The sequence below is a fragment of the Phyllobacterium sp. 01N428 genome (assembly GCF_056399405.1).
The window spans coordinates 206,594-232,908 of record NZ_JBFTRH010000005.1; the positions used below are offsets into that span (position 1 = coordinate 206,594).

Annotated in this window: 25 protein-coding genes; 13 read left to right on the forward strand and 12 right to left on the reverse strand. The window is 58.6% G+C overall.

Annotated elements, in window-relative coordinates; all coding sequences use genetic code 11:
- Positions 1 to 27 precede the first annotated feature (27 nt).
- Positions 28 to 1,269 (reverse strand): ABC transporter substrate-binding protein, encoded by a 1,242-nt coding sequence (locus tag AC1DNI_RS14555; RefSeq protein WP_477692349.1) that lies wholly within the window; start codon positions 1,267 to 1,269, stop codon positions 28 to 30.
- A 299-nt stretch (positions 1,270 to 1,568) separates the two neighbouring features.
- On the opposite strand from AC1DNI_RS14555, the gene AC1DNI_RS14560 reads away from it, so the two are divergent.
- Positions 1,569 to 2,621: a LacI family transcriptional regulator gene (locus AC1DNI_RS14560; protein WP_477692350.1), complete on the forward strand. Its 1,053-nt coding sequence runs from the start codon at positions 1,569 to 1,571 to the stop codon at positions 2,619 to 2,621.
- Between the two features lie 16 nt (positions 2,622 to 2,637).
- Here the strand turns inward: AC1DNI_RS14560 and AC1DNI_RS14565 are convergent, their stop codons facing one another.
- Positions 2,638 to 3,492, reverse strand: a complete 855-nt coding sequence (locus tag AC1DNI_RS14565) for a PCC domain-containing protein (protein ID WP_477692351.1) — start codon at positions 3,490 to 3,492, stop codon at positions 2,638 to 2,640.
- A 203-nt stretch (positions 3,493 to 3,695) separates the two neighbouring features.
- Here AC1DNI_RS14565 and AC1DNI_RS14570 point away from each other — a divergent pair, with 203 nt between their 5' ends.
- Entirely contained in the window at positions 3,696 to 4,544 is an 849-nt protein-coding gene (locus tag AC1DNI_RS14570; RefSeq protein ID WP_477692440.1) for an IclR family transcriptional regulator, read from the forward strand.
- 26 nt (positions 4,545 to 4,570) lie between these two features.
- Entirely contained in the window at positions 4,571 to 6,154 is a 1,584-nt protein-coding gene (locus tag AC1DNI_RS14575; protein ID WP_477692352.1) for an acyl-CoA synthetase, read from the forward strand.
- Between the two features lie 3 nt (positions 6,155 to 6,157).
- Here the strand turns inward: AC1DNI_RS14575 and AC1DNI_RS14580 are convergent, their stop codons facing one another.
- On the reverse strand, positions 6,158 to 7,024 hold the full coding sequence (locus AC1DNI_RS14580; RefSeq protein ID WP_477692353.1) for a class I SAM-dependent methyltransferase: 867 nt from the start codon (positions 7,022 to 7,024) through the stop codon (positions 6,158 to 6,160).
- 220 nt (positions 7,025 to 7,244) lie between these two features.
- Positions 7,245 to 7,814 carry an AAA family ATPase gene (locus AC1DNI_RS14585; RefSeq protein WP_477692354.1) on the reverse strand — a complete coding sequence of 190 codons (570 nt, stop codon included), beginning with the start codon at positions 7,812 to 7,814 and terminating at the stop codon, positions 7,245 to 7,247.
- A 279-nt stretch (positions 7,815 to 8,093) separates the two neighbouring features.
- Between AC1DNI_RS14585 and AC1DNI_RS14590 the strand changes: the two genes are divergently transcribed.
- From AC1DNI_RS14590 to AC1DNI_RS14600, 3 genes are all read left to right on the forward strand, one after another.
- A complete protein-coding gene (locus AC1DNI_RS14590; protein WP_113281335.1) occupies positions 8,094 to 9,101 on the forward strand; it encodes an AI-2E family transporter in 1,008 nt (335 codons plus the stop codon).
- A 379-nt stretch (positions 9,102 to 9,480) separates the two neighbouring features.
- A complete protein-coding gene (locus AC1DNI_RS14595; RefSeq protein ID WP_370462256.1) occupies positions 9,481 to 9,690 on the forward strand; it encodes a DUF982 domain-containing protein in 210 nt (69 codons plus the stop codon).
- A gap of 198 nt (positions 9,691 to 9,888) precedes the next feature.
- On the forward strand, positions 9,889 to 11,553 hold the full coding sequence (locus AC1DNI_RS14600) for a dihydroxyacetone kinase subunit DhaK (RefSeq protein ID WP_477692355.1): 1,665 nt from the start codon (positions 9,889 to 9,891) through the stop codon (positions 11,551 to 11,553).
- Positions 11,554 to 11,724: 171 nt separating this feature from the next.
- On the opposite strand, the gene AC1DNI_RS14605 is transcribed toward AC1DNI_RS14600, so the two are convergent.
- Entirely contained in the window at positions 11,725 to 11,928 is a 204-nt protein-coding gene (locus tag AC1DNI_RS14605; RefSeq protein ID WP_477692356.1) for a hypothetical protein, read from the reverse strand.
- A gap of 232 nt (positions 11,929 to 12,160) precedes the next feature.
- Here AC1DNI_RS14605 and AC1DNI_RS14610 point away from each other — a divergent pair, with 232 nt between their 5' ends.
- The 3 genes from AC1DNI_RS14610 to AC1DNI_RS14620 all read left to right on the forward strand — a co-directional run bounded on the left by AC1DNI_RS14610 (position 12,161) and on the right by AC1DNI_RS14620 (position 15,131).
- Entirely contained in the window at positions 12,161 to 12,922 is a 762-nt protein-coding gene (locus AC1DNI_RS14610; RefSeq protein WP_027232205.1) for an ABC transporter substrate-binding protein, read from the forward strand.
- A gap of 153 nt (positions 12,923 to 13,075) precedes the next feature.
- Entirely contained in the window at positions 13,076 to 14,470 is a 1,395-nt protein-coding gene (locus AC1DNI_RS14615) for a selenium-binding family protein (protein WP_091923366.1), read from the forward strand.
- A 34-nt stretch (positions 14,471 to 14,504) separates the two neighbouring features.
- Positions 14,505 to 15,131 (forward strand): hypothetical protein, encoded by a 627-nt coding sequence (locus AC1DNI_RS14620; protein ID WP_477692357.1) that lies wholly within the window; start codon positions 14,505 to 14,507, stop codon positions 15,129 to 15,131.
- Positions 15,132 to 15,253: 122 nt separating this feature from the next.
- Here the strand turns inward: AC1DNI_RS14620 and AC1DNI_RS14625 are convergent, their stop codons facing one another.
- Positions 15,254 to 16,243 (reverse strand): sugar-binding protein, encoded by a 990-nt coding sequence (locus AC1DNI_RS14625; protein ID WP_027232208.1) that lies wholly within the window; start codon positions 16,241 to 16,243, stop codon positions 15,254 to 15,256.
- 500 nt (positions 16,244 to 16,743) lie between these two features.
- Here AC1DNI_RS14625 and AC1DNI_RS14630 point away from each other — a divergent pair, with 500 nt between their 5' ends.
- The 4 genes from AC1DNI_RS14630 to AC1DNI_RS14645 all read left to right on the forward strand — a co-directional run bounded on the left by AC1DNI_RS14630 (position 16,744) and on the right by AC1DNI_RS14645 (position 20,710).
- A complete protein-coding gene (locus AC1DNI_RS14630) occupies positions 16,744 to 17,487 on the forward strand; it encodes an ATP-binding cassette domain-containing protein (protein ID WP_027232209.1) in 744 nt (247 codons plus the stop codon).
- Positions 17,488 to 17,528: 41 nt separating this feature from the next.
- A complete protein-coding gene (locus AC1DNI_RS14635) occupies positions 17,529 to 18,530 on the forward strand; it encodes an ABC transporter permease (protein ID WP_027232210.1) in 1,002 nt (333 codons plus the stop codon).
- 51 nt (positions 18,531 to 18,581) lie between these two features.
- Positions 18,582 to 19,478: an NAD-dependent epimerase/dehydratase family protein gene (locus tag AC1DNI_RS14640; RefSeq protein ID WP_153669897.1), complete on the forward strand. Its 897-nt coding sequence runs from the start codon at positions 18,582 to 18,584 to the stop codon at positions 19,476 to 19,478.
- A 65-nt stretch (positions 19,479 to 19,543) separates the two neighbouring features.
- A complete protein-coding gene (locus AC1DNI_RS14645; protein WP_477692358.1) occupies positions 19,544 to 20,710 on the forward strand; it encodes a diphosphate--fructose-6-phosphate 1-phosphotransferase in 1,167 nt (388 codons plus the stop codon).
- Between the two features lie 129 nt (positions 20,711 to 20,839).
- Here AC1DNI_RS14645 and AC1DNI_RS14650 read toward each other — a convergent pair whose 3' ends face one another.
- The 6 genes from AC1DNI_RS14650 to AC1DNI_RS14675 form a co-directional block, all read right to left on the reverse strand.
- Positions 20,840 to 21,613 carry an amino acid ABC transporter ATP-binding protein gene (locus AC1DNI_RS14650; RefSeq protein WP_027232213.1) on the reverse strand — a complete coding sequence of 258 codons (774 nt, stop codon included), beginning with the start codon at positions 21,611 to 21,613 and terminating at the stop codon, positions 20,840 to 20,842.
- 2 nt (positions 21,614 to 21,615) lie between these two features.
- Positions 21,616 to 22,296 (reverse strand): amino acid ABC transporter permease, encoded by a 681-nt coding sequence (locus AC1DNI_RS14655; RefSeq protein ID WP_477692359.1) that lies wholly within the window; start codon positions 22,294 to 22,296, stop codon positions 21,616 to 21,618.
- A 99-nt stretch (positions 22,297 to 22,395) separates the two neighbouring features.
- Positions 22,396 to 23,166, reverse strand: coding sequence for an amino acid ABC transporter substrate-binding protein (locus tag AC1DNI_RS14660; RefSeq protein ID WP_027232215.1), 771 nt, complete (start codon positions 23,164 to 23,166; stop codon positions 22,396 to 22,398).
- Positions 23,167 to 23,344: 178 nt separating this feature from the next.
- Entirely contained in the window at positions 23,345 to 24,415 is a 1,071-nt protein-coding gene (locus AC1DNI_RS14665; protein ID WP_477692360.1) for an ABC transporter ATP-binding protein, read from the reverse strand.
- 15 nt (positions 24,416 to 24,430) lie between these two features.
- Positions 24,431 to 25,279 (reverse strand): carbohydrate ABC transporter permease, encoded by an 849-nt coding sequence (locus AC1DNI_RS14670; RefSeq protein ID WP_153669907.1) that lies wholly within the window; start codon positions 25,277 to 25,279, stop codon positions 24,431 to 24,433.
- Positions 25,279 to 26,211, reverse strand: a complete 933-nt coding sequence (locus AC1DNI_RS14675; RefSeq protein WP_477692441.1) for a carbohydrate ABC transporter permease — start codon at positions 26,209 to 26,211, stop codon at positions 25,279 to 25,281. Before AC1DNI_RS14675 ends, AC1DNI_RS14670 begins: the two co-directional genes overlap by 1 nt.
- Between the last annotated feature and the right edge of the window lie 104 nt (positions 26,212 to 26,315).

The window sequence follows — 26,315 nt, forward strand, 5'->3', positions numbered from 1 at the left end:
CGCTATCGGGGCGTCATGTCCAGCGGTTCACTTTGCCTGGCTGATGATTTCGACGAAACGCGCCTGCGCGTCGTCGACCGACATATCCTTGTTGGCAAAGAATTCCGTATTCAAATCTTCGAGCTGGCCCTGCGCGTCGGAAGAAAGCGCCTGCTCGATCGAGGGAAGCACATTATTAGCGTCAGCCAGGATCTTGATGCCCTTCTGCATACAGGCGTTGGCTGCCTCCATGTCGATATCGCCGCGTATGGGCAAAGAACCCTTGGCAAGGTTAAAGGCCACCTGGGTCTCCTTCGAAACGAGCATGCTCGCCAGTTTCAGCTGGGCGCGCGTGACTTCGGGATTGGCATTCTTCGGGAAATAGAACGCATCGCCGCCCGTATCGAGTATCGGGTGGACGCCGAGGCCCGGCAGACAGTCATAGTCCGTTCCGGCGACTTTGCCGGCAACGCCGAATTCACCTTGTGCCCAGTCGCCCATGATCTGCCCGCCGGCCTTTCCAGTCAGCACGAGTGAGGTTGCCTCGTTCCACTGCCGGCCGACATAGCCGGGATCGGCAAGATCGCGCGCGTTGGCGAAAGCCTGCCAGACCGCCTTCATTTCAGGACTTGCAGCCGCATCCTTGTCCTTGTCGTCCATTATCTTGAGATAGAGTTCCCTGCCGCCGAGCGTCGCGAGCATCACGCGGAAGATACCGTCGACCTGCCACGCATCGCCGGTCGCAAGTGGGATGATGCCCTTCTCTTTGAGCTTCGGCGCCGCGGCCACGAACTCGCTCCAGTTGGTGGGAACCGGCGCACCCGCTTCCTTGAACGCGCCCGGGTTGATCCACATCCACTGCCACGAGTGAATGTTGACCGGCACGCAGTAGATCTTGCCTTCATACTTGCAGGAGTCGAGGAGCTTGGAAGGGCGGATGAAGTCGGCCCAGCCCTCCTTGGCTGCAAGCTCGGAAAGGTCGGTCATCAGCCCTGCCTTGACGAGATCTTCGGCATCACGGCCGGTGTTCAACTGCGTTGCCCCCATGGGATTGCCGCCGAGAATGCGGCTGACGATGATTGGGCGAGCTGTGGTGCCGCTGCCGGCGATGGCGCCATCGACCCATTTGTCACCGCCAAGCTTGTCATAGGATTGCGCAAGGACTTTTGCCGCCGCCGCTTCGCCGCCGGATGTCCACCAATGGGTGACTTCGAGATCAACGGCTCGCGCCGAGCCTGCAAAAAGCAAAGTCGAAGCCGCGAGAGCGGCAAGCATCGAACGGTAACGCATCCTATCCTCCCAAATCTGAAACGTTACAGGTAGGCTAGTTCAAACTCCGGCACGATGCAATTCCCGAGCGATGATTTTTTATTGGGTTCCCGTTTATTTTGGCCTGTATCTTCATTATAGCATTGATTTGTCTTATTTTTCCTGTCCGGAAAATCTTGTCTGATGGGTTGCGCTGCCAGGGTCCAGCGGAATAGAGACTGATTTCCGCATGGAAAAAGTCGTCGCATGGCTCTGTACATTTTGTTCAAATTTTGAAACGATACAGCCAATGTCAACTTCAAGGTTGTGGCCAAGCGGCAATGAAGCCAAAGAAAAGCGCCCGATCCACTGCACCGGACGCCGGACCGCCCGCAGATAGCGAGCGTCCGACGCTGAAGACCATTGCCTTCATGGCCGGCCTCGGCGTCACCACAGTGTCGCGGGCACTCAAGGATGCTCCCGAAATCGGGCAGGCAACGAAGAACCGCGTTCAGCTCATTGCCAAGCAGATCGGCTACCGCCCCAATCGCGCCGGGGTCCGGCTGCGAACCGGCAAGACCAATGTCATCAGTCTCGTTCTCAATGCGCAATCGGAGATCATGGGGCTCACGTCAAACCTCGTCTACGGCATTACCGAAATATTGTCGGAGACGCCGTACCATTTGACGGTCACCCCCTACTCGGTCGAGAACGACCCGATGCAGCCGATCCGCTATATTGTCGAGACCGGTTCGGCGGACGGGATCATCATGTCTCGCACCGAGCCCAACGATGCGCGCGTTCGCTACCTGACTGAACACGGCATTCCCTTCGCCACCCATGGACGCACGGAAATGGGCATCGAGCATCCGTTTCATGACTTCGACAATGAGACGTTCGCCTATATTGCGGTCAAAAGTCTGGTAGAGCGGGGGCGCCGCAGGATCGCCATGCTTGCAGGACCTTCGCCATCGGTCACGTATTACCGGCACCTCGAGCGAGGGTTTGCCCGGGCCATCAGCGAAGGCGGCGTAAACTCATTGTCTTTTTCCGGCTTCGATGTCGATACATCGCTCGCCGGCATTCGCGACCGCATGGTTGAAATCATGTCCGGACCGGACCGTCCCGATGGGATCGTATGCTGCAGCGGCAGCGCGGCGATCGCCATTGTGGCCGGTATCGAGGCGGCAGGTTTGGAGATCGGCAAAGACGTTGATCTCGCCTCCAAGCAGTCGACGGACGTGCTGAAGTGGTTCCGCCCCCAGATCATCGTCTTCAATGAGGACGTACGCCAGGCGGGCCGGGAACTGGCAAGCGCCGTGCTTCGGCGTATTGCCGGCATCGATGCCAGCGAATTGCAGACGCTAAGCTATCCGGGCGAAGGTCACGACTGATCACCCGGTTCGGACTTCAAGCTTCTTCAAGGTAGAGCTCGAACGTGATGCAAACGGGGTTTTTTCCGCGAAGGAGTTGCCCTTGCGTTATCCTTCCCATTGTATCGACCATGACGATCTCGAGCCTTGTGAGATTCGGCTGCGTCGAGACAAAGCCATCGATGACGAACACCTCGGTTGCAATGTCATCAACGGACGTTCCGTCCGCATAGCGCGCGCCAATCAGGCTGCCGACACCGCCGCGCAATCGGGCATTGGAAAAACCGCTCGCCCGGCAGATCTCTTCGAGCGTCTCGATGATGTCGACGTTAGGCCGGACACGCGCCACTACGATGCGAGGCCCTTTAGCCCTTGGAACCTGTGCAGTCTCTATAGGATGAAACAGGGTGAACGCCGTCTCCGCATCGGGTTCTGATACCATACGCACGTCGTTCGTGCCCCAGGCCGTGGCGCGGATTGGCTTTGCCACGATCGTCTCGTGCGGCAGGACATGACCACATCGCTTCCTACCCTCGGCCTCGATCCATGTCGCATGGCAGTGAATAAAGGGATGACCGTCTCTTTCCCCAAAAGTCACATTGCCGCGTTCGAGCTGCGCCTCGCCTTCGGGTGAATTCGTTTCGCTATACCAGGCTGCATGGTAGTCATCTGTCGACAGCGCCGGCATCAGATAGTGGAGGGGCGCGAAACTTCCACCCTCAAGGACGATTGAAGCTGCCGTCAGGCCCGCCTCCGCGAGGGGGAGGGCGATGGCCTCATTGATACTGAGGCCCGACTTGAGGGTAAATTGCAGGTATTCCCCGGAGCCGATTAAACTTTCGAAGGGGGCCGTGGCCGCCGGGCCCGGCTGACGCAAACGTCGCTCAAACATGGCCCGCAAGCGCAATCAGGCGCTCCTCGGGAGGCAATTTCAGGAGGGCGAACCGGACACAAATCATCGGTCCACATTATAGAGCGAACGCGCCCGCTCAAGTGAATATTTCGCTCGCGATTTGGGGCCACCCGGGATTCAATTTTGCCTTTCGCAAATTCCGCTGATAGGCTAATCCACAATATGGATCGCGGGTTACAATGATGGAACAGACGGTAGCACCGGCTCACAACGGCTCGCAGAGCGTCGATCGGGCCCTCGGCCTGCTCAGCCTCGTCAGCTATTTTGGTGACGAAGGTGGCTCCCTCAGCGAAATCGTCGAGCAAAGCGGACTTAACAAGCCGACCGTAAGGCGACTGCTCCTGGCCCTCATCCGCTCCGGTTTGCTGGAACAGGATGCGCGATCGCGGCGCTACTTTCTCGGGCAGGAGGCCTATGTACTCGGTACCCTGGCCACACGCCGATACGGCCTCCTGCAGATCGCCCGCGACAGTCTCGGCGTCCTTTCTGGCAAGACGCAGGATACGAGCTTCCTGTCGATCCAGCGCGATCATCACGTCGTCTGCCTGCACCGGGAAGAGGGAACCTATCCAATCAGAACCCATGCGCTCCAGGCTGGCTATCGCCACCCGCTTGGTGTCGGTGCGGGTTCACTCGCCATTCTTGCCGCGCTTGACGACGACGAGATCGAGGCCGCCCTTTCCGCCAACGAGCCAGAACTCCTCAAGGAGTTCCCCGAACTTGCTCCGCCGCAAATCCGCGCGGATATCGCGACTGCGCGGGAACGCGGCTTTTCTTTGAACCCGGGCCGCATACTGCCAAACTCCTGGGGCGTCGGCCTCGCCATACGCTATCCTGACGGACGCCCGGCGGGAGCGCTCAGCATCGCCGCCATAGACAGCCGGATGCAGCCCGATAGGCAGGTTGAACTTGCCTCGCTCATGCGCAGTGAGGCACGAAAGATCGAAGCACGGCTGGCCCATCTGCAGCCGGCTGATGACAGGCCACGGGGCTTGGCACCCAAAGGACGGTCGATACAGCCGAGGACCTAGATTATCGGGGGAAAACCATGGAACGCATGTCGAATCGGGTTATGAATCTTTCGGGGTTTCTTGCTCAAACGGCGGCGCGATTTCCCGATCAGGTAGCACTCGTGTGGCGCGACCAAAACTGGGCGTGGAGCGGGATACACCGCCGGGTCAATGCCATGGCGGCGGCGCTGCAGAGGGAGTACGGGGTAGGGAAGGGCGATCGCATCCTCGTCCAGTCGCAGAACTGTAACCAGATGCTCGAATCTATGTTCGCCTGCTTTCAGCTCGGTGCTGTCTGGGTTCCAACCAACTTCCGCCAGACGCCCGATGAAGTGGCCTATCTCGCGGCGGCGAGCGGCGCGAAGGGCATGATTTGCGGTAATGTGTTTCCGGAGCATGTTTCCGCCTGCCGGGCTGCCAGCTCCGACCTTGCCTTCGCCATCGCCATCGGCGACGCCCCGTTCGGCGAGGATTATGACGCGATCATCGAACGCTTCGAGGGCGAGACGGTAGAGACGGCACCTGTCGATCATAACGACCCGTGCTGGTTCTTTTTTACCTCAGGAACAACCGGGCGGCCGAAGGCAGCCGTGCTTACGCATGGTCAGATGGCTTTCGTTATCACCAACCACCTTTGCGACTTGATGCCTGCGACGACGCGCCTCGACGCGTCGCTCGTTGTCGCCCCGTTATCGCACGGGGCGGGTATCCACCTTTTGACTCAGGTCGCCCGCGGTTCGAAGACGGTGCTCCTGCCCGGCGAAAAGCTCGATGTCGCCGAGGCCTGGCGCCTCGTCGAAACCTGGCAGGTCAGCAACATGTTCACGGTGCCGACGATCCTCAAACTTTTTGCCGAGCACCCCTCGGTCAACGAGCGGGACCATTCGTCATTGCGCTACGTGATCTATGCCGGCGCGCCGATGTATCGCACCGATCAGGTGCACGCGTTGAAAGCGTTGGGCCCGGTCATGGTTCAGTATTTCGGGCTTGGGGAAGTTACGGGCAATATAACCGTTCTGCCCGCAAGCGAACATCATTTAGAAGACACTGACGATACGCGTCCTGGCACTTGCGGCTATGCGCGCACGGGAATGCAGATCTCGATTCAGGATGATGCCGGCAACGAATTGGAGCCGGGAATGACGGGCGAGATCTGCGTGATCGGCCCGGCTGTCTTTGCCGGTTATTACGAAAATCCGGAAGCGAATGCGAAGGCCTTCCGCAACGGCTGGTTCCGCACCGGAGATCTCGGCCATATGGACAAGGCAGGGTATCTCTTCATCACCGGGCGGGCGTCCGATATGTATATTTCGGGCGGTTCAAACATCTATCCGCGCGAGATCGAGGAAAAGATCCTCAGCCATCCCGACATCAGCGAGGTTGCGGTGCTCGGTATCCCAGATCCGATGTGGGGCGAGGTTGGTCTTGCCGTCTGCGTACCGCGTGACGGGGCCAGTCCCGACACTGACGCAATGATCGCCTGGATTGACGGCAAGATGGCGCGCTACAAGCTTCCAAAACGCTTTGTCTTCTGGCCGGAAATGCCGAAGTCGGCCTATGGCAAGATAGCCAAGAAATTGATCCGCGAAGAATTGATCAGGCGCGGCGAGCTGGAAGGTCCGACCGCCTAGAGCTCATACGCCGTCAGTTTTCTTTCGGCCCGTCACGACGTGCATGATGATTTTGCTAACGATGGTTCCATCCTTGGCCTTGGCATGGACCTTCGTTTCGAAGTCCTTCCGCATTTGTTGTAGTTCTGTGGCAGGCAGAAGGGTGAGTTGGTGCCAGGCGGGATGCGCGAGGGATTTCTCCCAGACGAACAACGCTTCCTCAGTCAACATTCTATGCTCCTGCATCAATTCCGGGCTGATCTCGGCCACCTCAAATCCGGAATTCTCCAGCAGCTCTTTGCATTTTTCGACGGTATTGGCGATCGTGGCGTAGGGCAGGTCAATTCCATGCGCTTCTGCGACTTCGGCAATGATGCTGTTAATGCCAAAGGGTTCGCCCGGTGCATCGAAAGTCACCATCCCGCCTGACTTCAGCCAGCGGTTCCATTGCCTGAGCGCCGCGTATGGATCGGACAGAAGTACGAACGCAGAGGAACACAGGATCCTGTCGAACGCGTTATTATCAAACGTCGCCTCCTCGACATCTCCCTGAATGAACTGAATGTTGCTGAGATTATCCATCCCGGCCTTGAAATGCGCCTGCGTGAGCATTTCCGCCGAGAGATCAATGGCGACAACGCCACCTTCATCCCCAACCATTTTCGCGGCCTGCAGCGCCAGCCGCCCGGTGCCCGTGCCGATGTCTAGCACGCAATGCCCCGGTTCGATATCGGCATGTCGAATGATCACAAAAGCGAGTTTCGGAAAAATCGCGTCCTGGTCGTAAGTTTCGCTCCGGCGATCAAAGTAGTCGGTAGTCAATCCCTTGAAATCATGATGATTCTCGGCTTCGTCACGCATGGGACGCCGCACGCCGATATCGAGTTCCAAACGAGGGGACTGCACTGCCGAGGGTGGCGTGGCAATGAGGGGCTGGTTTCAACGATTTTAGTCGAACGCCTGGCGCATTTGACAAGGTTCCGCCCACCTTTCTCTCCTGAAATATAACTTAATTTTGTAAATAGACTCTACATTTAACTCGAATTCGTCTTGAAATGTTCCATCGCCGCCATGTGGACCGCTGCAAGGGTTTTCCCCACCTAGACCGCGTTCAGCAAGCGTCACCATCCGGTGCAAGCTCTACCGTATACCCGGCAATGGCCCTGAGCTTTGGCAAACAATGCTGCGAGCCGGTCGCCAAGATCACCACCCCATCGTAGTTCTCAATCATGCGCCGCAGGTAATCCACCTCGACATTTGCGTGGCGATCATGCGCGTCCTTCACTTCCGAGCGTTTGCCGAAGAGCGCGTCCGCCTCATCAAAGAGCAGCACACCGCCACTTCTTTCCGCCTCATCGAAAAGCTGCTTGAGATTGCGCTCGGTTTCACCGATGTATTTGCTGACGACAGCCGAAAGATCGACGCGGAAGAGTTCGAGGCCCAGTCCTGCGGCAATGATGGCGGACGCACCAAGCCTGGCTGCACTGTTACCGCCGGTGAGAAGAACTGGACGTGCGCCCGACGACCCGCGCAGTGCTTCCCGATTGAGCCCGCGCTCTGCCTGAATACGATCCAACGTCTCGTTCACGCGTTGGGCGGGTCTTACACCCTGCAAGACAAAGGCCGTTTTACCGGCAGCCGTGTCTATCCGCTCTGTGAAACCTCGCCGCGCCTTCGCCATGGCAATTGTCGCTCCCTTCGGGGTTGGACGATGAAGCAGTAATTTAACCCCGCATCGCCAATACCTACTTATACCGTCTAAACAAGATCATGATCCGGTGCCGATATTTTCATGTCATTTGCAGTAACGTTTTAGGTGAGATCCTATCTCATCTTAAAGTACTATATTTTTCAATCTATTTTGTTGAAACGCCGAGCTGTCCAACGGTTGTGCTTGCATCGCGTCGGACTTCAAGGGTAGGAACGTGGGCAATGAATAACGCCTTCCTAGGGGCACCGCTTGCTTACCGCCAACCGGCTTACAATTGCATCTTATGTCTTGTCGTTCATAGCGCTTATCGCCGTGCTCGAACTGGGACTGCTTTCGGCGCTTCTTGCCGGCCTCCTCGTCTATAATGTCGTGCATCTCTCGGCACCGCTGCTCGGCAGGGCAGGGGTCGATGGCCGAATTGCCAAGACGGTAGCTCTGGCGCTGCTTGCCCTCGTCTTCATCCTTTTGATCGTGGCGGCCGTGCTCGGCGGCGTCGCATTTCTGAGTGACGGCTCGGAAGGCATCGCGTCACTTTTCAAGAAGATGGCGGAAATCATCGATACGGCGCAGGTACATCTGCCAAGCTGGGCGCGGGATTATTTCCCGTCCAACCTTGAAGAGCTGGAATCGGTTGCCGCCGTCTGGCTGCGTGAACATGCCGGACAGTTGCAGCTGGTCGGCAGGGAGTTCGGTGTCCTTCTCATAAGGATCATCATCGGCATGATCATAGGTGGCATGGTCGCACTGAGTTCGGTTGCGCCGTCACGGCAGCTCGGCCCGCTGGCGATCGCGCTTACCGATCGCATCGATCACTTCAGCGACGCGTTCCGCAACATCGTCTTCTCGCAGCTGCGTATCTCGGCATTGAACACGTTCTTTACCGGGATCTTCCTCGTGCTCATATTGCCTTCGTTCGGCGTAGAGCTTCCACTCGTCAAAACCATGATTGCGGTCACCTTCATCGCCGGCCTGTTGCCCGTCATCGGCAATTTGATCTCGAATACCGTGATCGTCATTGTAGCCCTCAGCGTATCGCTGTTTGCGGCACTCGGATCCCTGGCTTTTCTCATTGTCATCCATAAGCTCGAGTATTTCCTCAATGCGAAGATCATCGGTTCACGCATCAAGGCGCGCGCGTGGGAGCTGCTCTTGGCGATGATTGTCCTGGAGGCGTGGTATGGCATTGCCGGCCTGATCGCTGCGCCGATCTACTACGCCTACTTGAAGGATGAGCTGAAGTTCCGCCAGCTGATCTGACGGCGATTGCACCTTGAGATATACCGGCATTCGCCGAATTTGGTATTGCGGATGCGATTCAAATCTGAGATCGTAGTGACAGCCCTGAACAGCAAACAAAAAAGAATGGGGTAAAGGAGGAAACATAGTTCGCAATTCTGTTTTGGAGTTCAACTATGCTTTCACATTCCAGTCATGCCGACATCGTTTACATCCCGGATTCCGCAACATGCCGGACAGCAGTCCAGCAATGTCCAGTGGATACCGGCCCGCAGATCCTGTCGCATAACGCGCCGCACTCCCATCGATGCTTCGTTCGGGGCATCGGGCAAAGTGGTAGGGGGAGGGTGTAATGGACGACAAGTCGTTTTCATCGCCAGTCAGAATAAGTCTTGGCGCCATGGGGCTCCGTTTGGTTGCGACGGCTTGGGAGGCTCTTGAGTGTCTCCGAAATCAATGGCCGCAGCAGGATGGGCTTGAATACAAGCGTGCCGTTCGCATCAATCGCGATGCCCTCGAAGGGTGGATGACGCCGGCAAAAGCCAGGCAGGCCTTTGTCCAGGCAGCGCAGCGCGCCGGGGTCTTCATCGACGACCGGACGAACAAATAGGTCTTTGCGTTGCGCACCTGACTTGAGCGGCAGGCGATCGAGGCGCAACTGCACGTGCCGCTCTCCCGCTTGCCAACGTGGCTGTGGCTTCCAAGTGGCCACGCGCAACCGTGCGCAATTTTGCCAAGGATGGAAACCGTAGTACTGGTGTCATCAGGTCGGGTTATGACCTGATGATTCAACAGACTGGGTAAGCCGATGAGCCACTTCTTCAATCGCAAGGAAAACATCGTCACCGAGGCGCTGGACGGCCTCCTGCTGACCAGCCGCCCGGGTCTGCTGGCGCGCCTCGACTCATATCCGGACATCAAGATCATTGTGCGGTCCGATTGGGACAGGTCGAAAGTCGCCGTCATTTCCGGCGGCGGCGCAGGCCACGAGCCTGCCCATGCCGGCTTCGTGGGGCGGGGCATGCTTACGGCCGCAGTCTCGGGGGAAATCTTCGCATCGCCAAGCGTTGATGCGGTGCTCACGGCCATACGCGCCGTTACTGGTCCTGCAGGTTGCCTCCTTGTCGTCAAGAATTACACGGGCGACCGGCTGAACTTCGGTCTTGCCGCTGAGCGGGCACGCGCCGAAGGGTTCAACGTCGAGATGGTTATCGTTGCCGATGACATAGCGCTCCCGGACCTCGCACAGCCCCGCGGTATCGCCGGCACGCTGTTCGTGCACAAGATCGCAGGTTTTCTCGCCGAGCGTGGTGACGCGTTGCAGGACATCGCTGCAGCCGCCACCGCCGCAGCAGCTGAGATTGTTTCGCTTGGCGTTGCCTATTCCACCTGTTCAATTCCGGGCCAGCCGCAGGAGTCGCGGCTCGGCGAGAATGAAGGCGAACTCGGGCTGGGCATTCACGGGGAACCGGGCGTCGAGCGCATCCCCGTCCAGGCTGCGGCGAGTATTGTCGGCATCATGACGGAACGCCTCAGTGCCGCTATTCCCGCTGGCGGCGAATATGCTTTGCTCATCAACAACCTTGGTGCCGTGCCACCAGTCGAGATGAACGTGATCGCGCGCAATGTTCTCGCAACACCGCTTGGCGGGAGAGTGAAGCTCGTCATCGGCCCGGGGCCGATCATGACAGCGCTCAACATGAACGGCTTTTCGCTGTCGCTGATCAAGCTCGATCTGGCGCGCGAAGCGGCTCTTCTCGCGGAGGTCGCGCCGCACGCGTGGCTCACTCCTGTCGAACGCCATAAGCTAGCCATCGTGCCCGCGCCCGCAGTGCGAAGCGAAATCGAACATAAGGCCCCCAGCCGCGACGCAGACGTCGAAGAAATGCTCGCGACCGTCTGCAACAGGCTTGTAGCGCTCGAACCGGACCTCAACCGGCTTGATGCTCGTGCTGGTGACGGCGATACCGGTTCCACGGTTGCAGCAGGCGCGCGCGGCATCCTGGCGCGGATCGATACACTGCCCCTCGCCGACAAGGCGGCGACATTTGCGGCCATAGGTTCGATTCTCGCAACCAGCATGGGCGGTTCGAGCGGCGTGCTTCTATCGATATTCTTTACGGCGGCATCGAAGTCGATGGCGGCAGGCGCAAACCTACCGGAAGCACTCCTCTCAGGGCTCGATCGCATGACATTCTACGGCGGCGCCAAACCCGGTGATCGCACGATGATCGACGCGCTCGATCCCGCACTGAATGCACTTGCCGCCAGCGGAGCGCAAGAAGCTGCCGTTGCTGCAAGGTCCGGAGCCCAGGCAACGGCATCGATGACCAAGGCAAAAGCGGGTCGCTCGTCTTATGTCGGCGCGCGCGATCTTGATGGCATAGTCGACCCCGGTGCAGAAGCAGTTGCAGCAGCATTCGAGGCCGCTGCCGCCGTTATGGTGCACGGCAAGACGATGCACCGTCCATGACCGGGCGTACGGCCCGGATCAATTGCCACTTTCTCGCCTGACCTGCGAAGCGTGAGTTCCATAACTACTCTTATGCCATAAATTGCAAATTATTGTAAAGTATCAATAACTTAGTGCTACCCCCGCCCCGAGCGGTCGAGGGTTCCTCTCTAGCTGTCGGCCTGCTGGGCGTCACACGTGCCCGCTCTGGTTGCGTCGGACGATCATGAGCACGAGGAGGATGATGCCAAGCGCGATGAACGCGATGCCAATGGTCAGGAACTCTGTCGAATCGTAGCGGTAGCCTGACGCAGTGATCAGGAAACCCAGTATAATGGCGATCAATCCGCCCAGCTTCTTGAAGAGTGAAATCGGTCTGTCATCGTTTAAGGCCATGTCAAACCTCCGACGTTGCAGGCTTGAACGAAGTTCGCCTGGCCGTACACACGACGGCAGTCCATGCTAGCAGTGGTTGCGGCATTGCTCAATCGCCGCTTTTGCCGCTGTCTCGAAGAGCCGCCAGTCCGGTGAGCTGATTCAACTCTTGCGTGAAAATATCCTTTGCATCCATTCCGCTTCGGCTAATGTGTTGGCGGGCCAAAAGGCCAGGTACCCAAGAGGATGGAACATGAATAAAACGTTTCTGACGATCGCTGCGGCCATCGTCGCTTTTGCATCGAACGCAGCAGCCCAGGATTGGAAAGAAATCCGCATCGCCACTGAAGGCGCTTATCCGCCCTTCAATACCCTGAAGGCCGATGGAACGCTGGCTGGCCTCGATGTCGATATCGCTAATGCGCTCTGCGATGAGATGAAGGCAAAATGCACCATTGTTGCGCAGGACTGGGACGGTATCATCCCGGGCCTTATGGCCAACAAGTATGACGCCATCATTGCGTCCATGAGCATTACCGAAGAGCGCAAGCAGAAGATCGATTTCACCAACAAATACTATACCACGCCTTTGGCGGTGATCGTCCCGAAGGATAGCACGCTCGCCGGCGTCGGCGTCGAAGACATGAAGGGCAAGAGCGTCGGCGCCCAGGCGTCAACGACCCAGGGCAACTATGCGACCGACATCTATGGCAAGGCCGGCGTGGACGTAAAGCTCTACCCGACGCAGGAAGAAGCTGCCGCCGACCTCCAGAACGGACGCATCGACGCGCTGATCTCAGACAAATTCGTCGTGGTCGACTGGCTCAACAATGCCGGCAAGGATTGCTGCAAGATGCTTGCAGACGTTCCGGGAACGGCAACTGAAGCCGGCATCGGCATTCGTAAGGGCGACGACGCGCTGCGCGAGAAATTCAACAAGGCGATCGATGCCATCGTAGCCAATGGAACCTACAAGACAATCGTCTCGAAGTATTTCCCCTTCGATATCTATTGATCAATACAGAGCCATCCGGCCCCGGTCGGGTGGCCCCGCTCTCATCAAATGACTTGATTGGACAGCACAGCGGCCAGATGCCAAGATTGATACGAAAGTCGCATTGGGGACCGCTCAGCACACTCTGTCATCGATCACGAGGAGAGCATCATCATGGCAACCTGGCAACCTGATCCTTCCTTCTATCCCTCGCCGCGCATGGCGGCGAAAGCGCCGGCCGAAAAACTGGCTTACGTCGCCGCCTTCGATCCCGAACGAAAGATCCCCGACGCCATTACAGTCGTCGACGTCGATCCGCAATCCCCCACTTATTCGCAGATTGTCGGCCAGGTCGACATGCCGAATGCTGGCGATGAGTTGCATCACTTCGGCTGGAATGCCTGCTCGTCGTGCCTTTGCCCGAATGCCCCTCACCCGCATATGGAACGCCGCTATCTGGTCGTACCCGGGCTGCGTTCCTCGCGGCTCCATATCATCGATACCAAGCCCGATCCGAAGAACCCGCAAATCATCCGCGTCATCGAGCCGGAGGAAGTCGCCGAAAAGGCAGGCTACTCCCGCCTTCACACCATTCACTGCGGTCCCGAGGGTATTTACGTGAACGCGCTCGGCAATGCCGAAGGCAAGGCGCCGGGAGGCATCTTCCTCCTTGACCCCACGAGTTTCGATGTTCTGGGACAGTGGGAGATGGACCGCGGCCCGCAAAAACTCGCCTATGACTTCTGGTGGCACCTCGGGCATGACACGATGGTAACCAGCGAATGGGGAACGCCCGACACGTTTGAGAACGGTCTCGTTCCAGAGATACTGCTCGGAAGCAAGTATGGACGCCGGTTGCACTTCTGGGACCTCCACAAGCGCAAGCATCTGCAGGAAATCGATCTCGGTGAAGAATACCAGCTGGTGTTCGAACTGCGTCCGGCGCACAACCCGACCAAGGCCTATGGCTTTGTCGGCTGCGTCATCAGCCTCAAGGATCTTTCCGCGTCGATCTGGACCTGGTATCGCGACGGCGACAAATGGGCCGTGAAAAAAATCATCGAAATCCCTGCCGAGCCGGCCGACCCCGACCTGTTGCCGCCCGTGCTGAAGGGGTTCGGCGCGGTCGCGCCGCTCGTCACCGACATCGACCTTTCCATGGATGACCGCTTCCTCTATGTCTCCTGCTGGGGCACCGGCGACATGATCCAATATGACGTCTCCGACCCATTCAATCCGAAGGAAACCGGCCGGGTCCGCATCGGCGGCATCGTCTCGCGAGCGACGCATCCGAAAGCGAAGAACGGCGCCCTGAACGGCGGGCCGCAGATGGTGGAAATCAGCCGCGATGGCAAGCGGGTCTACTTCACCAACTCGCTCTACGGACCCATCGATCCGCAGTTCTATCCGGAAGGGCTCGAAGGCTGGATGGTGAAGCTCGATGTCGGCGAGAATGGCGGCATCACATTCGATGAGAACTTCTTCATCGATTGGCCGAAGAGCCACCGGCCGCACCAGGTGCGGCTCGAAGGTGGCGATTGTTCGTCGGATTCCTACTGCTATCCATGACGGCATCAGGTCAAACGACGAGCAGACACGCAGAATGACATCCATTTCTCCATGGCTGGTGCTTGCCGGCCTTGGCGTTTTTCATGGTCTCAACCCGGCGATGGGCTGGCTGTTCGCGGTAGCGCTCGGGCTTCACCGCGGCAGTCGCATGGTTGTCTTGCGGTCGCTCGTGCCGATTGCGCTTGGCCACGCTGCCTCGATCGCGGTGGTTGCCGTCGTTGCCGTATTGCTCGGCTTCATTTTCGACCAGCGCCCGCTCGAAATCGCGGCGGGTATCCTGCTGCTCGCCTGGGCGGCATATCAGGCCGCCTATGGTCACCGGCACCGAGTGCGTGTTGGCATGACCACGGGGATGGTCGGTCTCGGCTTCTGGTCGTTCCTGATGGCGAGCGCGCATGGCGCCGGACTCATGCTTGTGCCGGTTGTGATTCCGCTTTGCCTTGCGTCGATGCCTGGGCAGGGCCTGACGGCTTCGGGGTCACTCTTGATCGCGCTCGCAGCGGTCGGCACCCACATGGCCGCAATGCTGGCGGTCATTCTCGTAATCGCGCTCACGGTCTATGACTGGTTCGGGCTCGCGTTCCTGCGGCGCGGGTGGATCAACTTCGATCTCATATGGATCGCGGCGCTGACGGCGACCGGCCTTATCCTGATTGCCTAGCGCACCAGCTTTGCGGGAAGCCCTCTGCACATCCGGGAATTATGATTAAGCTGCCGGAACAGATTTTTTCGGTTGAACGCAAAGCGAGGAGGACGCAATGACGCGCCCTCCTCGCCTGAAGGTTACTTCTGGATGCAGGTATCGACAGTATCCTTGGTGCATTCGTCAAGACCGGTGAAAACCGGATCCTCGACGGTCTTGCCTTCAATCAGGTTGATCATGACCGATGGCGCCTTGTAGCCCATTTCGAAAGGCCGCTGACCAACGAGAGCCGTTACGAGGCCTTCCTTGGCAATGGCAACTTCGTCGCCAATCGTATCAGCCGCGCCGATGACGAATTCATTCTTGGCGATCTTGTCAGCCAGTGGCTTGAACAGGTCACGATACGGCTGAGGCGCACCGAAGAGCGGCCAGCCGCCCATGATGCCGAATGCGTCAAGGTCTGGATTTGCGGCGAGGATGTCCGTCATCGCCTGGACGCCCTTGGCGCCGTCGTCATTGGTGAACACAGGACAACCGGCAACTTCTGTCCAGCCGCCCTCGCCTTTCAGGGCGGTCAAGCCCTTCTGGCCACTGAGGGTGTCGCGCATGCCCTGCGCACGGCGCAGGATATTGTCCGCACCGGGGTTGCCTTCGATCGTGCAAATCTTGCCGCCGCTCGGCTTGCCCTTCTTGATGTATTCGCCGATCTTGGCGCCCATCAGGTAGTTGTCCGTGCCAAGATAGGTCTTGCGCAGGGCAGAGTCTTCTGCAGCAAGGTCGGCATCGAGCGTCATGACCGGAACCGTCGGATTGGCGGTCTTGATCGTCTGCGCGATTAGCTTGGCGTTAGATGGTGAAATGGCAATCGCGGCCGTGTCTGCCTTGCCCAACACGTCCTGGACAATCTGTGCCTCACCTGCTTCATCGGATGTCGAAGCTGGACCGGTGTAGAAGCACTCGTATTCGGAGCTCGCGTTCTCCTTGTTCCACTTCTGGCAGCCCTGGTTGATGGCTTCGAAGAATGGATTGTCGAGACCCTTGACGACGATGACAAGCTGCTTCTTCGCCAGAGCTGGTCCGGCACCGAGCGCGAGCGCAGCGGCGGCTAACAGTAGAATTGATTTCCTCATTTGTTCCTCCCTTGAACCCAACGGACACGAGCGTGCCCGCCACACAGATCAATCTGGATGCCAGACAATACGAGGTTGTTCTGCAATCACACGTATCGCGGAAACCAGTCGATAGTTATTTCAGTCCGATGCAGGCGACAACTTTGCCTGATCCCGATGTCTTCCAGGTTCCGGTTCGAACCGGGAACGAGCGGCGAGTACGCGTTACCGCATTGACCGCGAACGGGTTCCGCCCGACTTGCCCCGTCGCTTTCGTGATCAGATATTCCTCCCTGACGCTAGCTAATAACGCCAACGTTTCCCCGTCAACGGGTATTTGTAATATAAAACTATTTTTGGTTGTATGGGCTTGCAATCACCCGAAAGTTGATTGACGCTTGATTAAGCGTTTGCGTAAATTCGACCTACCGCTTTCCTTGGGAGGGGATGGAAGGTCGCGACAATGTCCGCACGAACGAGCGGGATAGCGAGCGCACAGAAAAAGGGAGGCAGGTTAGCTGGTGGCGGTTCTCGAACTCATCAATATTTCGAAGCATTTCGGCGCGATACAAGCGGTTAATGATGTTTCATTCGCGATTGAACCTGGCCAGGTTGTCGGCCTCATGGGGGACAATGGCGCCGGTAAATCAACGCTGGTGAAGATGATCGCCGGAAATTTCCGCCAGAGCGAAGGCACCATGCGCATGGATGGTGCCGAACTCATCATGCACAAGCCGATCGATGCCCGTCAGCATGGAATCGAGATCGTCTATCAGGATCTTGCGCTCTGCGACAATCTCTCGGCGGCGGCAAACGTCTTTCTTGGGCGCGAACTGCGGCGGGGTTTCGGTCCCATCCGCATCCTCGACTACGCCAACATGTACAAGCGCGCCGGCCAGATCTTCGCTGAACTGAAATCCGAGACGCGGCCGCGCGACCTGGTCAAACAGATGTCCGGAGGGCAGCGCCAGGCTGTGGCTATTGCACGTACGCGTTTATCAGAGGCCAAGATCGTGCTGATGGACGAGCCGACAGCGGCAATCTCGGTCCGCCAGGTTGCCGAGGTCCTCAACCTGATCCGCAACCTGCGCGATCAGGGAATTGCAGTGATCCTCATCAGCCACCGCATGCCCGACGTCTTCGATGTGGCCGACCGGGTCATAGTGATGCGGCGCGGCAGGAAGGTTGCTGACAAGTCGATCGGGGCGACGTCGCCTGAAGAAGTAACGGGATTGATCACCGGCGCGATCGAACAGCTTGCCTGATCCGTCGGGCATCGAACCATTTGGAGGAACCGAGGTCGACCATGGCCATCACACTTGATCAGACAATCAACCAAAGGCAGCACAACTGGCTCTCGTCCGTCCTGGGAAGCCAGACGTTCTGGGTACTGATAGCCGTTATCCTCGCCTGTATCTTCCTCTCGTTCGCCACGGATTCCTTCGCGACGACCAAAAACCTTTACAACATCACGCGCAACGTCACCTTTGTCGCGATCATCGCGCTCGGCATGACACTGGTCATCATCACGGGAGGAATCGATCTCTCGGTCGGATCGGTCCTTTGTTTATGCAGCATGATCCTCGGCGTGGTCATGCATGCCGGCTACAGCATCGAAATCGGCATTGCCGCGTCCATCGCCACCGCCCTCGCCATCGGTGCGTGTCATGGCATCCTGATTGCCTATATCGGCATGCCCCCCTTTGTCGTCACACTCGGCACCTTGTCGATCGCGCGCAGTCTCGCCATGGTCGCCTCCGGCAACACGGTGGTGTTCCAGTTCGGGCCGGACCATGACAAATTGCTAGCGCTCGGCGGTGGCGCGTGGTTCCTTGGCATCGCCAATCCTGTCCTCTACATGATCGTGCTGGCGCTCCTGACCGGCTTTGTACTGCGCTGGACGAGGTTCGGACGCCACGTCTATGCGATAGGCGGTAATGAGCATGCGGCGACCCTCACCGGCGTACCGGTCCGGCTCATCAAGGTTGCCGTCTATATGATCTCCTCACTATCGGCCGGCATCGCCGGCATCATCCAGACCGGCTGGCTGGGCGCGATTACCACCAATATCGGCACGGGTCTTGAACTTCAGGTCATCGCCGCGGCCGTCATCGGTGGCGCGGCCCTCGCCGGCGGCGTCGGCACCGCGCTCGGTGCGCTAGTCGGCGCAGCGCTGATCGAGGTGATCCGCAACAGCCTTGGTCTTCTCGGTATCAATGCCTTCTGGCAAGGCTGTTTCATCGGCGGCGCAATCCTCTTCGCCGTCCTCTTCGACAGGCTGCGCAACCTGCGCCAAAGCGACAATTGAGGGCATTGCCGACTCCCAGACGGCAGTGCCCCGGCACATGGAGAAACCAGAATGAAAAAGCGTATCGTGTTCACCGGCGGCGCTGGCAAGGCGGGGCGTCACGTCATTCCCTACCTCGTCGAGCACGGCTATGAGGTTCTCAATATCGACCTCGTTGCCCTGGACTATCCAGGCGTCAACACCCTGTTTGCCGATATCACCGACAGCGGCGAAATGTTCAACGCCCTTTCGAGCCACTTCGGCTTCGATGGGTTCGAAACAGGCAAAGGTCCGGCGCCGATCGATGCCGTCGTGCATTTTGCAGCGGTGCCACGCGTTTTGATCAAGCCCGACAACGAAACGTTCCGGGTCAATACGATCGGCACTTACAATGTCATCGAGGCGGCGGTCAAACTCGGTATCCGCAAGGTCATCATCGCCTCGAGCGAAACGACCTATGGCGTTTGCTTTGCCGAGGGCGACAAGGATTTCCATGCGTTCCCGCTCGAAGAAGATTACGACATCGATCCGATGGACAGCTACGGACTGTCGAAGCTCGTCAACGAGAAGACTGCACGGGCCTTTGCCATGCGCACCGGCGCGGACATCTACGCGCTGCGCATCGGCAATGTGATCGAGCCGCATGAATATGATCGCTTCCCGGATTTCATCGCGAATCCGATGTCGCGCAAACGCAATGCGTGGAGCTACATCGACGCCCGCGATCTCGGGCAGATCGTCGATCTGGCGATCCAGAAGAACGGTCTCGGCTTCCAGGTGTTCAACGCGGTCAACGACACGATCACGGCGACGCTGCCGACGCAGGAATTCCTCGCCAAATACTGCCCCAACGTGACAATCACCCGCGAACTTGGCGAGTTCGAAGCGCCATTGTCCAACCGCAAGACACGCGAAGTCCTCGGGTTCCGCGAAGAGCACGATTGGCGGAAATACGTCAAACAGAGTTGACTTCCCCCTCCCCTCAAAGTCCAATTGCTTCGTCAAGGCAAAGATGACAAGAGCGGAGGGCGGACATGAGCGAGACATTCGTAATTGCGCAAGGCGGCGGCCCTACCGCCGTCATCAACCAGACGTTGGCTGGAGCGGTGATCGAGGCACGCAAACGCCATAAGGGCGCCCGCATTCTCGGTGCGCTCCATGGCGTGCGTGGCATTCGCGACGGCAATTTCGTCGACCTCTCCGACCTTCCCGAGGAGCAGCTCCGTTTGCTCGGCGCAACGCCCAGCGCCGCATTGGGCAGCACGCGCGACAAGCCGGACGCTGCCTATTGCGAAAAGGTCCTGAAGGGTCTGAGACAGGCAGGCGCCACAGCCTTCATCTATATCGGCGGCAACGATACGGCTGGGACGCAACAGATCCTGAATGACGCGGCAGGCGGCGATATCGCCTTCGTTCACGCGCCGAAGACGATCGACAATGACCTTGAAGAAAACGACCACACCCCGGGATTTATCTCTGCCGCCGAGTTCGTCGCCACGGCTTTCGCCAGCGTCGATCTCGATTTCCGCGCCTTGCCGGGCATCTATGTCGGCATCGTCATGGGCCGGCACGCCGGCTTTCTGACCGCAGCAGCAGCCGCGTGGCAATTTGACGACGAGAGCGGACCGCATCTCCTCTATGTTCCCGAACTCGCCTTCTCGCCAAAGCGTTTCGTCGAGGAGGTACGCTCCGTCATCGATCGTCATGGCCGCTGCATCGTTGCCATGTCCGAAGGCGTTACCGCCGAGGACGGCCGTTCGGTGGTAGAAAATCTCGTGCCGCGCGAGCGCCTTGAATTTGACGCACATGGCAATGTTCGCCTCTCCGGTGGCGATCTCGGCATGGCGGTGGAACAGGCCTTGCGCGACGGATTGCCCGGCGTGCGCGCCCGGGTTGACACGTTTGGCTATTTGCCGCGCGGCAATGCCGGGATGATCAACGCGACCGATGCGCAAGAAGCTTTTGATGCGGGCACATTTGCGGTCGAAGCTGCAGCACAGGGCGGAGGGTCGGTTGCCTTGCAGGAGGAAGGCGGCATGACCCGTATCCGCCTGGTGCCGCTCGCCAATGTCGCGGGAAAGACGCGTCACCTGCCCCCCGGCTTCCTGTCTGCGGAGGGAACGCGTCTTGCTGCCGGCGGCAAGGCCTATTTCGACCGGTTGCTGCCACGGCGGCTCAAACTCGCGAAACCGTTTGTCTAGAGCTACCTGGAACAACTGCTATTGCTCGACGCGGTCCGCGTCCATCCCTCAGGATAAGTGGGAAGGTCACAACCTTCCCGCCGACGCGGATTCACTGGATTGATCTGAAGCCGCGTCGGGTAGGGAAAATCAGATCCCCTCGCCCTGGGTGTTTCTCTCCTCATGCGTCAATGTCGCGATGAATCGCTTTGTCCGCTCGCGTTGCGGGCGCGTGAAGATATCGCGCGAAGACCCTTGTTCGACGATCACTCCACCGTCGAGAACAATGACCTCATTGGCGATTTTCGATGCGAGCCGCAGATCATGCGTCGCCATCACCATCGTCGTTCCTTCACGGGCAAGTTGCGCGAGGACGTCGACTACCTCGCCGGATAGTTCTGGGTCGAGCGCCGATGTCGGCTCGTCGCACAGGAGGACCTTTGGTGAGGGCGCGAGTGCCCGCGCGATGGCCACACGCTGCTGCTGGCCGCCCGAAAGCGTCGAGGGCCACACCTCGGCCTTGTGGGCGAGGCCAACCTTTTCGAGAAGCATCATGGCCCGTTCGCGCGCGCGCTCCTTCGGCCATTTCAGCACGGTGGTCAGCCCCTCGGTGACGTTCTCGATGACGGTCCGGTGCGGGAAAAGCTGGAAGTTCTGGAACACCATGCCGGTGTGACGGCGAAGCCTGTGAACGTCCTTGCTGTTGACGCGAAGGTCGGGTCGAAACTCCAACCTGTCGCCGGCTATATCGACGGAACCGGAGGTCGGAATTTCCAGGAGGTTGATGCAGCGCAGCAGCGTGCTCTTGCCCCCGCCCGAAGGGCCGACGAGCGCCATGACCGCGCCTTCAGCAACGCTGAGCGAGACCTCATTCAGCACTGTCAGATCGCCGAAACGCTTCACGATATTTTTGAGATCGACCATGTTCATGAGCGCGCCTCCAGGAAGCCGCCATAGCGATTGAGGCGCGTCTCCAGCCGCGCCTGCAGCGATGACAGGACCGAACTCATCACGAGGTAGATCAACGCCGCCTCGACATAGAGGATCAGTGGTTCATAGGTGGTTGCAACGATGCGCTGCGCTGCCTGGAACAATTCCGGCACGGTGATTGCGGCGGCAAGCGAAGTATCCTTGACCAGCGAGATGAAGGTATTGGACAGGGGCGGAACGGCGACCCGCGCGGCCTGGGGGAGGATCGTGCGACGCATCGCCTGCCCCCAGCTCATACCGATCGAATAGGCAGCTTCCCATTGCCCCTTGGGCACGGAGGAAATGACCGCACGCAAGATCTCCGACGTGTACGCACCGATATTGAGCGTGAAGCCGATCAACGCGGCGGTGAACGCATCAAGTACGATACCGACGCTTGGCAGACCGTAGAAGATCAGAAACAACTGGACGAGAAGCGGGGTGCCGCGAATGATCCACACATAGAACTTGATGACCGCTGCAAAGGGTGCCGGGGCAAACAAGCGGACGAGCGCTGCGACCAGGCCGACAGCCAGCCCCAGGACAAAGGAGAGCAACGTCAGGGGAATGGTGAAAACCAATCCTGCCCAGAGCAGCGAGGGCAGCGATTCAAGCATCAGTGTCAGCCAATGGGTCAAATCCGGTTCTCCCTGGTGAGCCCGTATTTTAATAGGAAAAAGGCAGGGACAAATGCCCTGCCCTCTTAGAGCGCAAATCGCGCCGGTCGTAAACGGGTGTTACTTGGAGACATCCTCGCCGAAATACTTGTCGGCAATCTTCTTGTAGGTACCGTCCGCCTTGATTGTCTCGAGCGCCTTGTTGATCGCAGCCAGGAGATCCGGCTCGTTCTTGCGAATGATGATGCCGGAGAAGTCGGCATTTTCCTGCTGGGCGGCGATCTTCACATTGGCGTCCGGCTTGTGTTTCTTGAAGTCGAGGAACGACAGGCTGTCATTGATTGTTGCATCGGCGCGGCCGTTGAGGACGAGCTGGATCGACTGGTCGAAACCATCGGTACCAACGAGCTCGGCGCCCGCTTCCTGCGCGATCTTGCCGAAATTGCTCGACAGGGACTGCGCCGATTTCTTGCCCTTCAGATCAGCGAAGGTCTTGATATCGGCATTGTCGCCCTTGACGATGAGAACAGCCTTGGAGGCGATATAGGGCTCGGAGAAATCATACTTCTGCTTGCGAGCCTCGGTGATGCCGACCTGGTTGATGACTGTGTCATAGCGGTTCGCGTCAAGACCGGCGATGAGGCCATCCCACTTGCCTTCGAGGAACTGTGGCTTGACGCCGAGGTTCTTGGCGATCGCCTCGCCGATCTCCACGTCGAAGCCGACGAGCTTGCCGGCCGCGTCATGATAGGTGAACGGCGCGTAGGTGCCTTCGGTGCCGATCTTCAGGACACCCGCCGCCTTGATCTTTTCCAGATTCGATTCTGCATGGGCCTGTGCGGGCACGATTGCGAGAGCGCCGATGACGAGGAGCGATTTCAGCCAGTTCATTTGTTTCCATCCATTGTTTTAGCCTTTCGGCGAATGATCGGAAAATGTCACTTTGCTTGGCTGCTGCATAGGCATTCCCAGCCAGCAAAATCTGTTAAACGGCGAAAGCAATACCAGAAATCGCCGAAACAACGAAATATTATTCCAGACCCTTTTTTCGCAAAAGGCGACGATCGCCTTAGGCCAATCTCATGCCCGACTTGGCGTGGAAGACGTGAACATTTTCCGGCTTGACGCCGAGGCCGATCATATCGCCCGGAGCGCGATCGGTGCGCCCCATGGCGAAGATGCATACCTGCTGATCCGCCATCTTCGTATAGAATTGCGTCGAGAGGCCCAATGGCTCGATGACCTCGATCCTGGCCTTCAAATTATCCGCCCCGCCGATCTCGATGTTTTCCGGCCGTACGCCAACGACAATCCTGTCCCCGTCGGTAAGGTTGAGTTCCCGCCGGAGCGGTACGAATTGGCCATCGGCAAGCTCCGCGGCACTCGTTCCGTTCTGGTTTGTGACAACGGCCGGCAGGAAGTTCATCCCGGGCGAACCGATGAAGCCGGCAACAAAGAGGTTCGCCGGATGGTCGTAAAGTTCGAGAGGCGTTCCGACCTGCTGGATCACGCCATCGTGCATCACAACAATACGGTCGGCCATGGTCATGGCTTCAACCTGATCGTGGGTGACATAGACGGACGTCGTCTTCAACTGCTGGTGCAGCGCCTTGATCTCGGTGCGCATATGTACGCGCAACTTTGCGTCGAGGTTGGACAAAGGCTCGTCGAAGAGGAAGACCTTGGGATCACGCACGATCGCCCGCCCCATGGCGACGCGCTGGCGCTGACCGCCGGAGAGCTGACGCGGAAGCCGCTCGAGGAACACGTCGAGGCCGAGACGCTTGGCGGCGCTGCCGACGCGGCTCATGACGAGGTCCTTGGCCGTCTTGCGCAGCAAGAGGCTGAAGCCCATGTTCGCCGCTACGTCCATATGCGGATAGAGCGCATAGGACTGGAACACCATGGCGATGTCGCGATCCTTGGGCGCGACATCGTTGACGACACGATCGCCGATCTTGATTTCGCCGGCAGAAATTTCTTCCAGCCCCGCAATCATGCGCAACAGCGTGGACTTGCCGCAGCCCGATGGGCCGACGAGGACGACAAACTCGCCGTCGGCGATCGAGAGATCAACGGAGGACAGCACGTTCATGGCGCCGTAGTTTTTCTGAACATTCGATATGGTGACAGAAGCCATGGGATTTATCCTTGGTTAGCCCTTCACTGCGCCGGCGGTCAGGCCGGTCACGAGGTAGCGTTGCAGGAAGGCGAAGAACAGGCAGGCCGGAATGAGCGCGAGCACCGAAGCCGCCATCATCTGCCCCCAGTCCACGGCGAATTTGCCGATGAAGGTGAGGAGCCCGACGGCAAAGGTCTTCTGGCTGTCACTGCTGATCAGCATCAGCGCGAACAGAAGTTCGCTCCATGCGGCGGTGAAGACGAAGCCGAGGGTTGCGCCCATACCGGGCAGTGTAAGCGGAATGATGACCTTGCGCAGCGCTTGTGAGCGGCTGCAGCCGTCGATCATCGCGGCTTCCTCTAGGTCCTTGGGAATACCGTCGAAGAACGACTGCATCAGGAATGTAGCAAAGGCGATGTTGAAGGCGGTGTAGATGATGATGAGCCCGGTGAGACTATTGGTAAGCCCAAGCTGACCCATGATACGGTAGATCGGCGGAATGACCATCACCAGCGGAAATGTCTGGGTCAGGAGCAGCGTCACGGCGACGGTTGTCTTGCCATGGAATGAGAAGCGCGACATGGCATAACCCGCAGCCGAGGCTATGACCGTCACCAGCGCAGCGGTTATTACCGAAACGATGACGCTGTTGAGGAAGTAGCGCGGGAAATCGGTGGCACGCAGCACGGTGACGTAGTTTTCCCACGTCGAGGTCGATGGCCACATCGTGATGCCTTCCGAATATAGCAGCGATTGCGGCGTCACCGAAATCTTCAGCGTCCAGAACAGCGGGAACAGGGCGAAAATGACATAGGCCCCGACTGCGCCATAGAGACCTATGGCCCCGAAGATCCGGGCATTGCGCGAGCGTCCGGCGATCATCAGGAATACCTCACGAGTGCTTTGCGGATACGGATCAGAACGACCGCGTAGAGGATGAGGAGCGCGAGGAGGAGTACGGCAACCGCCGATGCGTAGCCCTTGTCGAGCGTCTTGAATGCGCTGACATAGATGTAGGTCGCGACAGTATTGGTGGAACCCGCCGGTCCACCCTCGGTCATTACGTAGATGAGGTCGGCGAATGTGGCGATCCAGATTGTCCGCAGCATGACCGTGATGGCGATGGTAGGCGCAAGGAACGGCAAGGTCACTTTGGTGAAACGTTGCCATGGATTGGCGCCGTCGATCGCGGCGGCTTCATGCAGTTCCGACGGGATAGACTTCAGCGCCGCCAGCAGGGTAATCGCAAAGAACGGGATGCCGAACCAGACATTGGCGATGATCGGCCCCCACATGGCTGTCGCGGGATCGGAGAGGATATTGGTCGGCTCTGACTTGAGACCGAGCGCATAGAGCCAGTGTGGCAGAGGCCCGACGATCGGATTGAAAAGCCAGGCCCAGGTAAGACCCGAAAGAAACGAGGGCACCGCCCATGGCAGGAAGACGATGGCCTGGACCAGCTTCTTGCCGGCGAAATTGCGATCGAGGAGCAGTGCGAGGCCAAGCCCAAGGAAGAACTGGAAGAAAAGGCTCGCGACCGTCCACCAGAGGGTGTTGATCAGCGCCTCGCCCAGCACCTTGTCGTGTAGCATCGCCTGGTATTGCGCGAGTCCGACAAACTCAGACTTGAAGGCGGAAAACTTGCGGAAGGAATAGCTGATGCCGAAGATCAGCGGTACCACAAGAACGAGGAGCAGAAATACGAGTGCCGGACTCATATAGGCCCATGGTTCGAAGGCATCGGCAAAGCTTCGCTTCTCGCCGCCCCTCCCGCCCTTCTGCGGCAAGCCTGCCGCTGTCGATTGCATGACCATACCTATCGAACCCCTCATCTCGATGTCGTTCGAATTCGCCGCCTTGTTTCCGGCTTGGCGAATCAAAAGAAATGCTCCGGCACGGTCCGCGCCGGAGCATCGTT